Here is a 15,532-nt window from a genome sequence, read left to right on the forward strand (position 1 = left end):
CAATCCGGCAGCCATTGCCCTGTAGTAATTCTATTCAGCCGCCCACCTTGTATGATAAAATGCCGGGCAATTACACATTCATTTTTTCTTAGCTATTCTCTAATCCATTAGGCGAATATTAGCCTTTATTCACCGATAGGTAATTGTTTTAGGTTAATACCTGTTTACTAAGCGCTAACTGCGATAAACAATTCGTGCTGCTGAATGCATAAGTTTGAATTATATCACTAAAAACTTCAGCTTATGAAACATGTCTGTAGCCTGGTACTGGGCTTTCTCTTTATTTGCTGTTTGCATGCACAAACCAAATATGATTTTGTACCCTGCCAGGAAATGCCCGACCTTATGCAAAAATACCAGGCTGATTACAGGGCCATTCAGCGGTTTTATACACCCGCGGATAATAACTCTCCGTTCAGCTACCGCGGCGGAGATGGCGATGGCGCAGACTCCCCCGAAAAAAGAGAACGGTTGGTTAAGCTGTATAATGAATACCTGCAGAAGTTAAGCCAGTTGAATTTCAAAGGCTTGTCCCAGGAGTGCAAGGTGGACTACATATTGTTTAAAAGAGACCTTGATGAACAACTGAAAGTGGCGGCTATTAAAACCACAGCTTATGAAAAGGTAAAAACCTGGATGCCTTTTGCAGACAAAATTTTTGCCCTGGAAAAACTTAGGCGCCGCGGCACACAGCAGGATGGTGAGAAAATTGCCAGGGAGTGGTTTGCCATAGGCAACGAAGTAAAAGCGCTGCAGGCAAAACTGAAAAATGACAAAAGCATCAGCTTTGAATCAACTTATGATGCCGCTGATAATATCGAGAACATACGTAAATCTGCCGCCAGCGTGTACCAGTTTTACAATGGGTACGATCCCTTGTTTACCTGGTGGGCGCCACAACCTTACAAAACAATGGACAGCCTGCTGAAAGTGTACGCAGCCGCGTTTAAAAAGAAGCGGGAAAGTATTGCCAAACCCGATAGCAGCGGTATAGTGGGGCAACCCGTTGGCCGTGATGAACTTGCGAGGCAATTGAAATACGAGATGATACCTTACAGCCCCGAGGAACTGATTGAGATTGCCAACAAAGAATTTGCCTGGTGCGATGCGGAGATGTTGAAAGCCAGCCGTGAAATGGGTTTTGGCGACGACTGGAAAGCGGCGATGGAAAAAGTAAAGAACACTTTTGTGCCTGCCGGCAAACAACCGGAAGCAATACTGAAGCTGTACAATGAGTCCATAGACTTTTTGAAAAAGAATGACCTGATAACCATACCTCCACTGGCGGAAGAAACATGGGGCATGTACATGATGTCTCCCGAAAGGCAACTGGTAAACCCATTCTTTTTGGGCGGGCAAAGCATTATTATTTCTTACCCCACCAACACCATGGATGAAGATGCCAAGCTGATGAGCATGCGTGGCAATAATCCGCATTTTTCCCGTGCTACCGTACATCATGAGTTGATTGCGGGCCATAACCTGGAATTTTTTATGAACGACCGTTACCGCACCTACCGCGATTTCAGTACGCCGTTCTGGGTAGAGGGCTGGTCGCTTTACTGGGAATTACTGCTGTGGGACCTTAAGTTCCCCCAAAGCCCGGAAGACCGCATAGGCATGTTGTTCTGGCATATGCACCGTTGTGCAAGGATAATTTTTTCCCTTAACTATCACATGGGTAAATGGACACCCCAGCAGTGCATAGATTTCCTGGTGGACCGTGTTAACCATGAACGTGCCAATGCAGAAGGGGAAGTACGCCGTTCTTTTGAAGGCCGCTACCCGCCACTGTACCAGTTGGCATACCTAACGGGCGGGCGCCAGTTTTATGCGCTGAAAAATGAATTGGTAGACAGTGGAAAAATGAGCTATAAACAGTTTCATGACGCTATAATGCACCTTAATGCGATGCCGGTAGAAATGATAAGGGCCATACTTACCAACCAACCGCTGGACAAAGATTTTGCCACCCAGTGGAAGTTTTACAAGTGATGTGTATGTGTCTGGCGCCTGCAAGGCGCCAGACACATATTTTTTTAGCGCCTAAACTATGCCTGCCAGCTCAAGGCTACGCTTTTTCAGGTTGCGTATTTCGATATTTTCAATAATGGAATCCGGTGTAAGTATCAGCGATACGCCATGCTGCTTCCACCAATGGTCTTTTACCAGTTTTTCAAAATGGATAACGCCTACAAAGTAGCTGCGTTCCTGCCCGCCATGCCATTCTTCAATCCACTCAAAATCTTCCTTAGGTACATCGGCCAACTGGTTAAAGCTTACATAGGCTTTTACAAAAAAATCATGCGACAGTTCACCGGGCGTGTGGTAATACAATTTTTTGTATTCATAATGATAGTCGTAACGCAATGCAGATATATCACTCAGTACAGCCGATGCTGTTGGAAAGCTGCCGGCGCCTTTGCCGTAGAAGAATTGTTTGTCAGCAAAGCCACTTTCGATTACCACCCCATTGTATTCGTTTTTTACGAAGCTTAAATGGTCATCGTGTGTTACAAACTGGGGTAAAACAAAGGCAGCCACTTTGCCGTTTTTCAGCTTTTGCGCCTGCGCCACAAGCTTAATATCGTAGTTTTTTTCCCTGGCTACGTTGGCATCTGTCAACAGTATGTTTTGGATGCCGGTAAATAAAAGGTCTTCTTTTTTAGGAATGATGCCATAGGCATGGGTTAGCAGGAAGGTCCATTTATTAACTGCATCATAACCCTCTACGTCCAGTGCAGGATTGCTTTCTGCAAAGCCAAGCTGTTGTGCAAGCAATAAGGCTTCGCTGTAATCCAGCTTGTCTTCAAACATCTTGGTCAGTATGAAATTAGTAGAACCATTTACTATGGCTTTAATGCCATGCAGCAGGTCATTATCGTAGTATTCTTCCAGGTTGCGTATCACGGGTATGGAGGCGCATGCCGCTGCTTCGCAAAGAAAAGGTAAGCCTGTTTCTTTCTGCAGTTGCAGAATTTCCGTAAGGTGCTCGGCAATCATTTTCTTGCTGGCGCTTACTACCGCTTTCCCGTTTTTAAAGGCTGTTTGCACAATGTCGAAAGCCGCGTCGGCGTCATCAATTACTTCTACAATAACGTTGATGTCCGTATCAAACAGTAAATCATTCTTTTCTGTTGTAAACAGCTCCAGCGGCGCATTTCTTTTTTTGCCCGGGTGTTTAATACATACCTTTCTAATCTCGGCTTTTAACGAAGGCGTTTGGTGCAATACACGATACAGCCCTTCGCCTACTACGCCAAAACCAAATAAGCCAATCACGAGTTTTTTATCTGTTCCCATATTTTTGATGTTACCGGTTACCAGTTTACCTGGTCCCGGGTTGTTTATGTTTTTTGTTATTTGCTCTTCGAAGTCTCCGGACTTCGAAATTGTATGAAGGAAGTCGGAGACTTCCATTTTCTATGACCTACGAGTCAGAGACTCGTTTCATAGTGCTGCGAAGTCCGGAGACTTCGCAGAGCTTTTTACCAGCCACTTACCCTGTCACCTGTTTCTCCAACTCCCCTTTAGGGGCCGGGGGTTTGCTTTCCACAAAGTCTTTCACCAGCGTTTCTATTGTTTCATACTCCAGCAAAAAGCCGTCGTGGCCGTAATAAGAATCAATTACACTTAGCTGGGCATTGGGTATATAAGCTGCAATCAGTTCCTGTTCGCTGGTGGGAAACAGTATGTCTGACGAAATGCTTATTACCAATGTTTTTGCTTTTATGCTTTGCAGTGCCGTACGTACACTTTCCCTGCCACGGCCCACGTTATGTTTATCCATTGCCTGGGTTAAAAAATAATAGCTAAACGCATTAAAACGCTTAGCTAATTTTTCGCCCTGGTAGCGCTGGTAAGTTTCAGATTTAAATACCTGCTTATCTACGCCCAATGCTTCGGTATCAGTAGTAAAGCCGTGTTGGGATTTATGGTAAGTCTCATAATGCCTGTACGATATCAATGCGATGGAACGTGCAATCTTCATGCCTTCCAGGCCGGCATCCACATGGCTTTCTTTCCACGTTGCATCGTTTTCAATACACCAGCGTTGCGAAGCATTAAACGCTACACCCCACGATGAATGTTCCGCATTGGTGGCTATCGGGAAAATAAATTCAAACAGTTCCGGTTCTTCAATGGCCCACTCCAGCAATTGCTGGCCGCCCATAGAGCCGCCGATGCCCACCTGTATTTTGCTGATGCCTAAATGTTTTTTTAAAAACTTGTACGCCCTTACCATATCCCTTGTAGTGAACAAAGGAAAGTTGTGATAGTAGGGCTTGCCTGTTTGCTGGTCGTTATCCAGCGGGCTGATGCTGCCATAGCAACTACCGGGCATGTTAACGCATACAATAAAATGTTTCTCAGGGTCAAACAGTTTTTGTTCACCCACCAGGCCGGGCCACCACTCCGCAGGGTTGCTGTTGGCCGTTAATGCATGAAACACCCATACCACATTACTCTTATCCGCATTTAATTGCCCCAGCGTGGTGTACGCCAAATGAAACCCCGGCACCGTTCTGCCGCTTTCCAGGGTAAATGATTCTTCGTGTTCAAAAATCTTCGCTTGCAATTTGTTGTTGTGTTTATATGTGAACCGTTAGAGTGAGTGGCCAGTAGTGAATGGTGAGTTTGTAACCTCACGTTTACTCACTACTGACTATTCACTACTCACTATTTGTGTCCCGCCTGCATTGCTACTATGATGCTTCCGTTGTGTCACTCACTTGTACGTTCGGTATTTCTACTGGGCAATTGTATGAACCAGGATTTTGAACTGAATTTGCTGATTCATCTGATTGCTTTTGTTTGCTAACACTTTGGCTAAAGCAAATAAGCCTTCTTACTTCTAACCCAAGGCTTAAGCCTTGGGTTAAGGAAAATGGAGCAAGGATTGGCTTTAGCCAAAGAGTACCACCATTTATCCCGTTCTTAAACGGCTGCCTCAAAAAAATAGCTTTCCAATCTTAAATCCTGGTTCAGATAATCTTCTTCGCTTTGCTCAGTAATATTCCGAACGTACAAGAGTGCGACGCAACGGAAGTTTAATAGGTATTGCTCCTGCCGGGCCCATAAAATTCCCATTGCCAATTGTTAATAATACTTGCAAAGAACTTTATTGATCTATCTTTTTTTACATATCGCACCTACGGCGCTCCGCTTGCTGTCTCATACCAAACTGCTGCTACTAACATGACGCCCCTATGGGGCCTGCTTCAGCAATAAACGCCTGTCCTTTTCCCCCGCTCGCCATTCACCACTCCCCACTCACTTAATTGAGCGCAAACTGCGGCGCATGCACTTTTTGAAATGCCTGCTCAAAGTCTGCTTTGATGTCATCGATATGTTCAATGCCTGTGCTTATGCGGACCATGTTGGGCAATACGCCGCTGGCAATCTGTTCTTCCTCGCTCAATTGTTCATGCGTGGTAGAAGCAGGATGTATTACCAGTGTTTTAGCGTCGCCTACATTGGCTAAGTGACTGGCCAGTTTCAACTCGTCAATTAGCTGTGCCGCTTTTTCTTTTCCGCCTTTAATGCCAAACTGCAATACGCCGCCAAACCCATTGGTTAAGTATTTCTTTGCCAAATCATGGTAAGGGCTGCTTGGCAAGCCGGGATACCATACATACTCAACAGAAGGATGCTGCTCCAGCCACTGTGCCAGTGCCAGAGCGTTTTGGCTATGGCGTTCTACCCGCAGCGACAATGTTTCCAAACCCTGCAACAAGAGGAAGGAGTTGAAAGGCGCCTGCGAGGCACCATAATCACGTAAGCCTTCTACCCTTGCACGTATGGCAAAAGCGATGTTGGGAAGCCCCAGCGGGTTACCTTCTCCAAATACATCCCAAAATTTTAGGCCATGGTAACCTTCTGAAGGTTCTGTAAACTGCGGGAATTTGCCGTTGGCCCAGTTGTAATTGCCGCCGTCTACAATAACCCCGCCGATGGTAGTGCCATGACCACCAATCCACTTGGTGGCAGATTCCACCACGATGTTGGCGCCCCATTCAATAGGCCGGAACAGGTAGCCCCCTGCGCCAAATGTATTGTCAACGATTAACGGTAAATCATATTCTTTTGCCAGTGTGGCGAACTTTTCGAAGTCTGGAATATTCAGCCTTGGGTTACCAATGGTTTCCAGGTAAATGGCCTTTGTATTCTTATCAATCAGCGGAACAAATTTTTCTACATCGTCGCCATCGGCAAACCGGGCTTCAATGCCCAGCCTTTTGAATGAAACCTTAAACTGGTTATAAGTACCGCCGTATAAATAGGAAGTAGAAACAAAATTGTCGCCGGCCTGTAAAATATTCTGTATCGCCAAAAATTGCGAAGCCTGGCCGCTGCCGGTAGCCAGTGCGGCCACACCACCTTCCAGCGCAGCCATGCGTTGTTCAAACACATCAGTGGTCGGGTTCATAATGCGGGTATATATGTTGCCAAAGGCACGCAGCCCGAATAAGTTGGCGGCATGTTCGGCATTGTCGAATCCGTAGGAAGTAGTTTGATAAATGGGTACTGCACGTGCTTTGGTAGTGGGGTCAATCTGTTGGCCCGCATGCAATTGCAGCGTCTCGAAATGTAATTTGCTCATGGCATTTTTTTTAAGGAGTGATGAATGTTATTAATTGTACAACGAAGTTTGGTTTGTGGGGGCGATATCCTGGCAAGGAAACATGAAACAAGCATGCCTTAAGGCATACAACAACAACAGCCTGTGGCCGCGATGGTAAAAGGTAACTGTGTTGCTGCTTGTTTCATAATCGTAATCCTACAAATTTAATAGAGATTTTTTCTGATTTCTAAGTTTTTTCTCCGTTTTACAACTTATTCATCAATCCATTTATTTAACGGTCAACACCGGCTATTGTTTGTGCAGCCACAGCTTCTGCTGCGCTTGTGGCCAAGCCCAGTGCATGATCAAGGTCGGCAATTAAATCTTCTACCTCTTCCAGCCCCACGGACAGCCTTACCAGGCTATCTGCAACGCCTGCGCTTCTTCTTTTTTCAGCAGGGATTGATTTATGCGTCATTTGTGCCGGGTGACATAAAAGGCTTTTAACCCCGCCCAGGCTTTCTGCCAGCTTGAACAACCTGGTGTTGGTTACCACCTTTGTGGCAGCTTGTTCACTATCGTTTTTAAGCGTAAAAGACACCACACCGCCAAACCCTTTTGATTGCTTTTTGGCTACCTGGTGGTTTATATGCGATGTTAAGCCGGGATAGTACACTTTATCAACCGCCGGGTGCTGCTGCAGCCATCCGGCTACGGCCTGTGCGTTGGCACAATGCTGCTTTACCCTTAAGTTTAACGTTTCAATGCCGCGTATTACCAGCCAGCTATCAAAGGGCGATAAAATAGCCCCGCTGGCATTTTGTATATATTTCAGCTTATCGCCCAATTCTTTGTTTTTGGCTACTACCAGGCCTGCAATTAAATCGCTGTGGCCGCCCAGGTATTTGGTGGCGGAATGCACTACGATATCTGCACCCAGCTTCAGCGGTTTTTGCAGGGCCGGAGAGGCGAAAGTATTATCCACGCACAGCAGGCAGTTGTGTGCTTTGGCAATTTTTGCAATGGCCGCTATGTCGGAAATTTTTAGGGTGGGGTTGGTGGGCGTTTCAATCCAGATAAGTTTTGTATTAGGTGTAACCGCGTTGAATACGTTTTCAACATTGGTGGTATCGGTATAATTTACCTTGATGCCAAACTTACCGTAAATATGCGTGAAGAGCCTGAAAGCGCCGCCGTAGATATCATCTACAGCCAGTATTTCATCGCCACTTTCCAGCAGCTTTACAACGGCGTCTATAGCGGCTAAACCGCTGCCAAAAGCAACACCGGTGCTGCCTTCTTCCAGTTTGGCGATAATGTCTTCCAGTGCGGCACGTGTAGGGTTACCGCTGCGGGCATAATCATAACCTTTGTTAACGCCCGGCGCTTCCTGTACAAAAGTGCTGGTTTGATAAATGGGAACCGCTATGGCCCCTGTTTGCGCATCTACGGGGATGCTGTGAATAATTTGAGTGGCTGTGCTCATTTGAACATGAATTTTGCTTCACTGGTTTGTTAAGTTGTGAAGCGGTTAAAAATGGTTGTTTAGACAGGTTCTGTAAAAACTTGTAGGGAAGGAAGCGGAGGAAAATATTGAACAAGGAACAAGGAATACTGAATTTGAAGGATTGAATACTTTTGTATCTACTATTACCTGTTACCTGCTCATCATAAAAAAAGCCTGCCTGGTAAGTCAGGCAGGCTTGAATATCTTGAGGCAGTTATTTCAAACTTGTACTCTGACTTATCTCTTCCCGTACCTGCCATGCTGTGCATAACAACGGGATGGAGTTGGCACCTTCTTACAGTTGAGTTAACTGCAAGGGTTGCCAAGGCTTCATCGGGCCAATTCCCTCTGCCTTTCTTGATAAGTATTTTAAAGAACTGGGCGCAAAGATAAAGGGCTGAATGTGAAAGGAACAAAAAAATTATTTGCAGGCGAACCCTGCGCAAACAGGCAATTATATATCAATGTCGTTTGGTTAAAGAAACGAATGCCAGGTTGAGCCTGTCGAAACCGGGTTATGCAAGCCGCTTTTTACCAATCCGCCTTCGATTCCGAAGTTTCGGAACTCAGGCTGACAGCTTAACGACATTGAATTATATATCCGGTAGCATTAACCTTTTACGCTTGGAATAAATTCTTATGCCCACAATGATAAGCACGCAAATAAGCAGGTTGGCATTATCGCTGATGGCGGTTTGTTTAAGTGCTATGTAAATAATACCGCCAATGGCGCAGGCAGTGGCATAGAGTTCACCCCGCTTCAATAAGTTGGGTACGGTGTTGCAAAGCAAATCTGCCAACAGGCCCCCGAACGTGGCGGTAATCATACCCATAAGAATGGCGTTTACATTGTCAATGCCGGCCTGCAGGCTTTTTTCAATACCGGCCACAGTAAACAGGCCAATGCCTGCGGCATCAGTAAAGAATATGATTTTTCTGAATTGCCGGAAATTACGCCGGAACAAGAAAGTAATGATTGTTGAGGCCAACACAAGTATCAAGGCGATATTGTCGCTTAACCAATAAGGCCTGATATTGATAAGAAGGTCTCTTACAGTGCCGCCGCCATACGCGGTAACAAATGCAAGTACCGCAGCGCCAAAAACATCCATACGGTATGTTCGTGCTTTAAATGCCCCGGTGATGGCAAAGATGAAAATACCTACGTGAGTGATGATAGTTAGCAAAGTCATAGAATAATAAACTTAGGCCGCATTTACCAGTATGTAAAGTGAGAACGTTGTTTTACTTTTTTGTCCCCGGAACAAGTCCGGGACAGGCTTGACACAAAAAAGTAACAAAAAAAGTCAAGAAAGAAACGATATACAACACGTTTCTTTCTAACGCCCTGATTGAGCTTTTGCACTACTGTAACCTCAGCAATTATATTTTCATCATCAACGCTTACTAAACTTGAAGATGTGATTAAATTAATTGTTCTATAAAGTCATCTAATACTGTGAAATGATATAGCATCAACGCAACGAAATTAGCCTCAAAAAAGATATTTGACGTTGAGCCTGCCTGCAAATATGCAGCTTGTTACACTTTCGGGTGAGGGATTGAAGCGGTTACCCCGGTGAGGCCCTGGCAGCAGAGCTTTTGCGCCGGAGTAATAGCGGAAAGCCCGGCCCGAGGTACGAGGGACACCCCCAAAATTTCCTGTTATTTTAAATGGGTAAAACTTTGTACTTATATTTCCGCACATAAAATTGTTTTGTGCACGTACTTATTGTTAACAATACCGTTATACCGGCGCTAAAATATGGCGGGACAGAAAGGGTTATCTGGTGGCTGGGCAAGGCCCTTGTAAAAATGAGGCACAAAGTATCGTACCTGGTGGCAAAAGGCTCGCATTGCCCTTTTGCTGATGTGTATGAATACAACCCGGCGCAGCCATTAAACAGCCAGGTGCCGGCGGGAGTGGATGTTATTCACCTTAACCACGGCGCCAGCGAGCAGCCGGCACTGCCGTACATTATTACCATGCATGGCAATATGAACCACCGTCAACCGCTGGATGTAAATACTGTCTTTGTGTCTGCTAATCACGCCACAAGGTTTGGCAGTAACATATTTGTGCATAACGGTATTGACCCTGAAGATTATGGCGTACCCGTGCTGGATAACGCAAGAAAATACATTCATTTTTTGGGGGATGCCGCCTGGCGTGTAAAAAATGTAAGGGGCGCTATAAAAGTGGCCGCCAAAGCCCGCTTACCGCTGCATGTGGTAGGAGGGGTGAGGTTTAATTTTAACCAGGGTATCAGGCTTACTTTTAGCCCCCGTGTACATTTTTACGGCATGAAAGGCGGGGAGGAAAAGAACCGCATCATCAACAACTCCAAGGCCATGCTTTTTCCCGTACGCTGGCACGAACCGTTTGGCATAGCCATTATTGAAAGCCTTTATTTTGGCTGCCCTGTGTTTGCTACACCTTATGGTTCGCTGCCCGAACTGGTTAATGAGGAAGTAGGCTTTCTTTCGCACAGCTCCACGGAACTTGCATACGCACTACAGCGCATTAACAGCTATAGCAGGCAAACTTGCCACGAATATGTTATGGATAATTTTACCGCCGGCCACATGGCAGGTAAATATGTAAGCCTGTATGAAAAGGTATTGAACGGCTACACACTTAACCCTGTTGCCCCCATATTGCAGCAGGTGCAGCAGGAAAAATTTTTACCCTTTAATTAACCGGTTATACGGCATAGTTGTGCAATGGTACGCCGTTACCCACGGTTTATACATTACCTGCTGTATATACTGGCGATATATATTACATTCACAGGAACAATTGGCCTTTGATTGTTAACATATGCAGCCTTTAAAAACATTTGTTGCCTTTCTTATTCTATTGATTGCTTTTACTGCACAAAGCAGCGGGCAAAAATTTTATGCCAACCTGCCTAACGGCGTACGAGAGATAACGGTAACTTCTTCGGGCTGTAGTGTACGTAATATATCCATACCCTGCATGCTTGATTTTTTTTCCATTGCTATTTCTTCGGATACCTTGTATATACTCTCGGCCAACGGTTTGTTCAGAACCTTTCTCAGCAATACTTCAAAGTGCGAGAAGGTGATGGATATGGCCATGGTTAATTCCCTTACTGTTGGCCCGGATGGAATACTGTACGGCGCCGCGGATGGCGCTATTATAAAAGTTAACCCTTACAATAAAACGTTCCAGGTATTTCCATTGCCGGTTTCGCCTGCCGGTGATATGATTTTTTATAACAACAAACTGTACCTGGCTGCCTTACCGGATATGATTCTTGAAATAACCCTGGAGCCCACACCAGTAAGCCGGGAGTACATGAAGCTGCCGCAGTTTAATGTATATGGCCTTACCAGCATTTCCGGCAGTTGCAATACCAACAAAGTGTTTGCATTGGCGGCATCTGCAGGTACTACGCAGCTTGTTGAACTGGATATGGAAAACAGGAAACCGCTTGGCAACCGCTGCACTTTACAGGGGGAGTATTTTGACGCCGCCAGCAGCGCCGAAAACGGGGAAGTGGCAGGGCTTGTGATAGATAAGCTGGAAAAGCGCAACATTTGCCTGGGTAGCAACATTCCTTCTTTTATACAGGTAACCATGCCGGGCAATGCGGCTGATTATACCTATACCTTAAACAACAGCATTACCAATAACAGCGGACTGTTTACCAATGTAGCGGAAGGCGTTAACCGCATACATATATCCACGTCTGATTCCTGCTATACAGATACTTCCGTACTCATAAGCAAAGGATATTGCAACGTATGGCTGCCCAGCGCTTTTACGCCTAACGCGGATGGGTTAAATGACGTTTTCAGGCCACTGGGGCTTATCCCTTCCGGCAAGTCTTTATTGTGCATTTATAACCGCTGGGGTAAAAAAATTTTTGAAACCAATCATTTTCAGCAAGGATGGAATGGTTCTGTTAATGGTACGCAGCAGCCCCCTGGCACGTACATTTATACCTTCAGTTATACAGGCGATGGCAATGTGCAGGAACTTATGAAAGGAACACTTGTTTTAATACGGTAAGGCGCAGCGGGTATTGCCTGCCTAATAAGGCATGGCCGGTATTGCCGCTATTAATTTTTGTGTATAAGCATTGGCTGGTCGGTAGTAGATGTCTTCTGCATTGCCTTGTTCTTCTATGCGGCCCTTGTTCATTACGATAATCCTGTTGCTGATGTATTTTACCACAGATAAATCGTGCGATATAAAAATGGCGGTAAAGCCCAGTTCTTTCTTCAGATCGTTCAGCAGGTTAAGCACCTGTGCCTGAACGCTTACGTCCAGTGCGGATACACTTTCATCGCAAATAATAAAGCGGGGCTGTAATGCCAGGGCACGGGCTATTACTAGGCGCTGGCGCTGGCCGCCGCTAAACTCATGCGGGTAGCGCTTATAGTGTTCCGGCAGCAGGCTTACTTTTTGCAAAAGGGCCATTACATATTCCCTGCGTTGGGCGGCAGATGCGTACAGGTTATGCACTTTTAATGGCTCTGCTATGGCTTCTCCAACTGTTTTGCGTGGGTTAAGCGAAGAGTAGGGGTCCTGGAAAATAATCTGTATGTCTTTCCTTATCTTTTTCCACACAGCCTTGCCGGCGGTAACAAGGTCTTCACCGTCAAAAACTATGTTGCCGCCTGTAGGCTGCAACAAGCCGGCAATGGCCCGGCCGGTGGTAGTTTTGCCGCAGCCGGATTCACCCACCAGGCCTATGGTTTCTCCACTGTACACTTCAAAACTTATATCATCCACCGCTTTTATATAGCTCAGCGGTTTGCCAAAAAAATTCTTTTCAGCAGGATACCATACCCGCAGGTTGTGTACAGATAACAATGGCTGCCGGAAAGTATGATGTACAACCGGTTTTATCTCTGCAGCCTTTGCAGGGGTTGCTGGTGCTGTATTTTCTTCGGGCAAAAAATCTTTTACTACCGGCAGGCGTTCATGCTTATCATAAAGCGCCGGCCTGCATGCCAGCAGAGCCTTTGTGTAAGGGTGTGCAGCATGTTTAAAAACCTGCCCGGCCATACCTTGTTCCACAATACGGCCTTTATACATTACTACCACCTTGTCTGCAATGTTGGCAATTACGCCCAGGTCGTGAGAAATAAATATCACGCCCATGTTGTTTTCCAACTGCAGTTGTTTAATAAGTTCCAGGATGTTTTGTTGCACAGTTACATCCAGTGCGGTGGTAGGCTCATCACATATCAGCAGAGAGGGCTGGCAGCTCATGGCCATGGCAATCATTACGCGTTGTTTCTGGCCGCCGCTTATCTCATGGGGATATTTATTGTAAATCAGTTCAGGGTAGGGCAACTGTACTTTTTTAAAAAGCTCCAGCGCCTGCTGTCGTGCTTCTTCTGCCGGCAGGTTTTTATGTGCCAGTATCGCCTCTGTTACCTGGTTGCCGCAGGTGTACACCGGGTTTAGCGATGTCATTGGCTCCTGGAAAATCATGGCTATCTTGTTACCGCGTACTTCCCGTATTTCCGCGGGGCTGGCTTTTAATAAATCAGTTGTGCTGTCGTTGTCGGTAAACAATATTTTCCCGCTGCTGTAAACTGCAGGCGGCGTGGGCAGCAATTGAAGAATGGATAAAGAGGTAACAGATTTACCCGATCCGGATTCACCAACAATGGCTACCAGTTCGCCACGGTTAACTTCAATAGTTATATCATGCAGGGCGTTTGTTGTGCCGTTGCTGCCGGTAAAACCAACCGAAAGGTTTTGTATGGTTAAAAGTGGTGGCGGCATTAAAATCGCAGGTGTCTTACGGTTAAACCTCCATTAATCAGTTGTTTCAGGGAGTCAATGCCAATTTTTAAATGTTGTTCCACGTATTTGCTGGTAATCTTTTTATCGCTTTCTTCTGTTTTAACGCCTTCGGGTATCATCGGCTGGTCGCTAACCAGCAACAGAGCGCCGGTAGGTATTTTGTTGGCAAAGCCCACCATTAAAATAGTGGCCGTTTCCATATCTATGGCATAAGCCCTTATGCGTTGCAGGTAGGCTTTAAAAGTTTCATCATGTTCCCAAACGCGGCGGTTGGTGGTGTAAACCGTACCTGTCCAGTAATCAACCTGGTAATCGCGTATGGTGGTTGAAATGGCTTTTTGCAAAGCAAAAGCCGGCAGTGCAGGCACTTCCGGCGGAAAATAATCGTTGGAAGTTCCTTCGCCCCTTATGGCTGCTATGGGCAGTATAAGGTCGCCCAGTTTGTTGCGTTTTTTTAATCCGCCACATTTGCCCAAAAACAGCGCGGCTTCAGGGTCTATCGCTTTCAGCAAATCCATCACCGTGGCGGCGCCGGGGCTGCCCATGCCGAAATTGATGATGCTGATACCATTTGCCGTAGCGCACTGAAAAGGCTTATCGTGGCCAATAACTTTCACATTATTCCACTTCGCAAAAAGCTGCACATAATTGCTAAAGTTGGTAAGCAGTATGTATTTGCCAAAATTTTCCAGTTTTTCTCCGGTATAGCGGGGCAGCCAATTGGTTATAATTTCTTCTTTTGTTTTCATATCCTGATGTTTGAGGTTAATGAAGGGTTATGTATAGATAAATTCTGCAAATATAAGCAGGCCGTTATTGCATTGGCGATATTGTTAGCACATGCGGCAGCCCAATGTCATTAAGTTAAGGAAGGAATGTCAGGTTGAGCTTGTCGAAACCGGGGTTATGTAAGCCGCTTTTTTACCAATCCGCCTTCGACAGGCTCAGGCTGACAGCTTAACTTAATGACATTGTGCGGCAGCCGGTGCAGGTACATCTTACATCCCACATCAAACATCTTACATAAAAAAGTACTTCGTACTTCAGATTTCGTACTTGGGGGTGCCCCCAAGCTGCGCAAGGGGTCGGGCTTTCCGCTATTACTCCGCCACAAAGCCGCCGCACAAAGCCTTCAGCGGGGTAACCGCTGCAATCCCTCACCCGGGGCGACACCTGTTGCCTGTTCGCTGCCAGCCTTTACTTTTGCCTTATGCTGAAGATACATTACCCGCCACACAATTACCGCATTAAACAGGAAGATAACAAAGAATACATCTTTGATGAAGTGCGGAAAAAATGGGTAAGGCTTACACCTGAAGAATGGGTAAGGCAGAATTTTGTTCAGTACCTGCTGCAGGTACAATTGTATCCTGCTTCGCTTATAGGTATTGAAAAAGAGCTGCTGCTAAACGATATAAAGAAACGCTGCGACATACTTATTTATAAAAACAATGAGCCGCTGATGCTGGTTGAATGCAAAGAGATGCATGTTGATTTATCTGAGGCCGTGTTAAAGCAGGTGCTTATGTATAACATGGCTATGCCGGTTAATTACTTATGCGTAACCAATGGCAGCTATTGCTATGCCTGGCAAAAAGACGGCAATGGTTTGATAGCGCTGAAACATTTTCCGCATTGGCAGGTGGTGTGAAATTGTAAAAAGCAGACT

11 protein-coding genes and 1 riboswitch are annotated in these 15,532 nt (G+C 45.7%); of the genes, 4 read left to right on the forward strand and 7 right to left on the reverse strand.

Translation table 11 applies throughout. The annotated features are described in order from the left end of the window. The first annotated feature begins 243 nt into the window (after positions 1-243). Positions 244-1,995 (forward strand): DUF885 family protein, encoded by a 1,752-nt coding sequence (locus F0364_RS00730; RefSeq protein ID WP_153795822.1) that lies wholly within the window; start codon positions 244-246, stop codon positions 1,993-1,995. A gap of 51 nt (positions 1,996-2,046) precedes the next feature. On the opposite strand, the gene F0364_RS00735 is transcribed toward F0364_RS00730, so the two are convergent. From F0364_RS00735 to F0364_RS00755, 5 genes are all read right to left on the reverse strand, one after another. Further along, positions 2,047-3,303 carry a homoserine dehydrogenase gene (locus tag F0364_RS00735; RefSeq protein ID WP_153795823.1) on the reverse strand — a complete coding sequence of 419 codons (1,257 nt, stop codon included), beginning with the start codon at positions 3,301-3,303 and terminating at the stop codon, positions 2,047-2,049. Positions 3,304-3,499: 196 nt separating this feature from the next. After that, a complete protein-coding gene (locus tag F0364_RS00740; RefSeq protein ID WP_153795824.1) occupies positions 3,500-4,579 on the reverse strand; it encodes a homoserine O-acetyltransferase family protein in 1,080 nt (359 codons plus the stop codon). Between the two features lie 699 nt (positions 4,580-5,278). Next, positions 5,279-6,604: an O-acetylhomoserine aminocarboxypropyltransferase/cysteine synthase family protein gene (locus tag F0364_RS00745; RefSeq protein WP_153795825.1), complete on the reverse strand. Its 1,326-nt coding sequence runs from the start codon at positions 6,602-6,604 to the stop codon at positions 5,279-5,281. Between the two features lie 253 nt (positions 6,605-6,857). Further along, entirely contained in the window at positions 6,858-8,051 is a 1,194-nt protein-coding gene (locus F0364_RS00750) for a trans-sulfuration enzyme family protein (protein ID WP_153795826.1), read from the reverse strand. Between the two features lie 255 nt (positions 8,052-8,306). Further along, positions 8,307-8,439: riboswitch (SAM riboswitch) on the reverse strand. Between the two features lie 226 nt (positions 8,440-8,665). Further along, positions 8,666-9,265 carry a trimeric intracellular cation channel family protein gene (locus tag F0364_RS00755; RefSeq protein ID WP_153795827.1) on the reverse strand — a complete coding sequence of 200 codons (600 nt, stop codon included), beginning with the start codon at positions 9,263-9,265 and terminating at the stop codon, positions 8,666-8,668. Positions 9,266-9,791: 526 nt separating this feature from the next. Between F0364_RS00755 and F0364_RS00760 the strand changes: the two genes are divergently transcribed. Beyond that, a complete protein-coding gene (locus F0364_RS00760) occupies positions 9,792-10,772 on the forward strand; it encodes a glycosyltransferase (RefSeq protein ID WP_153795828.1) in 981 nt (326 codons plus the stop codon). 121 nt (positions 10,773-10,893) lie between these two features. After that, on the forward strand, positions 10,894-12,111 hold the full coding sequence (locus F0364_RS00765) for a T9SS type B sorting domain-containing protein (protein WP_153795829.1): 1,218 nt from the start codon (positions 10,894-10,896) through the stop codon (positions 12,109-12,111). A gap of 21 nt (positions 12,112-12,132) precedes the next feature. Here the strand turns inward: F0364_RS00765 and F0364_RS00770 are convergent, their stop codons facing one another. Together F0364_RS00770 and F0364_RS00775 are read right to left on the reverse strand one after the other, a co-directional pair. Next, the gene (locus tag F0364_RS00770; protein WP_153795830.1) at positions 12,133-13,842 is read right to left on the reverse strand and encodes an ABC transporter ATP-binding protein; all 1,710 of its coding nucleotides are present in this window, start codon (positions 13,840-13,842) and stop codon (positions 12,133-12,135) included. Then, positions 13,842-14,612, reverse strand: coding sequence for an AMP nucleosidase (locus F0364_RS00775; RefSeq protein WP_153795831.1), 771 nt, complete (start codon positions 14,610-14,612; stop codon positions 13,842-13,844). Before F0364_RS00775 ends, F0364_RS00770 begins: the two co-directional genes overlap by 1 nt. A gap of 461 nt (positions 14,613-15,073) precedes the next feature. Here F0364_RS00775 and F0364_RS00780 point away from each other — a divergent pair, with 461 nt between their 5' ends. Further along, positions 15,074-15,514 carry a type I restriction enzyme HsdR N-terminal domain-containing protein gene (locus F0364_RS00780; protein ID WP_153795832.1) on the forward strand — a complete coding sequence of 147 codons (441 nt, stop codon included), beginning with the start codon at positions 15,074-15,076 and terminating at the stop codon, positions 15,512-15,514. The last annotated feature ends 18 nt before the right edge of the window (positions 15,515-15,532 follow it).

It is taken from the genome of Foetidibacter luteolus (assembly GCF_009650435.1).
Taxonomy (GTDB): domain Bacteria; phylum Bacteroidota; class Bacteroidia; order Chitinophagales; family Chitinophagaceae; genus Foetidibacter; species Foetidibacter luteolus.

Bases quoted from the DNA above. Each gene is read 5' to 3' on its own strand.
- F0364_RS00730 (WP_153795822.1), top strand. From the start codon at position 244: ATGAAACATGTCTGTAGCCTGGTACTGGGCTTTCTCTTTATTTGCTGT.
- F0364_RS00765 (WP_153795829.1), top strand. From the start codon at position 10,894: ATGCAGCCTTTAAAAACATTTGTTGCCTTTCTTATTCTATTGATTGCT.
- F0364_RS00770 (WP_153795830.1), bottom strand. From the start codon at position 13,842: ATGCCGCCACCACTTTTAACCATACAAAACCTTTCGGTTGGTTTTACC.
- F0364_RS00745 (WP_153795825.1), bottom strand. From the start codon at position 6,604: ATGAGCAAATTACATTTCGAGACGCTGCAATTGCATGCGGGCCAACAG.
- F0364_RS00750 (WP_153795826.1), bottom strand. From the start codon at position 8,051: ATGAGCACAGCCACTCAAATTATTCACAGCATCCCCGTAGATGCGCAA.
- F0364_RS00735 (WP_153795823.1), bottom strand. From the start codon at position 3,303: ATGGGAACAGATAAAAAACTCGTGATTGGCTTATTTGGTTTTGGCGTA.
- F0364_RS00775 (WP_153795831.1), bottom strand. From the start codon at position 14,612: ATGAAAACAAAAGAAGAAATTATAACCAATTGGCTGCCCCGCTATACC.
- F0364_RS00780 (WP_153795832.1), top strand. From the start codon at position 15,074: ATGCTGAAGATACATTACCCGCCACACAATTACCGCATTAAACAGGAA.
- F0364_RS00755 (WP_153795827.1), bottom strand. From the start codon at position 9,265: ATGACTTTGCTAACTATCATCACTCACGTAGGTATTTTCATCTTTGCC.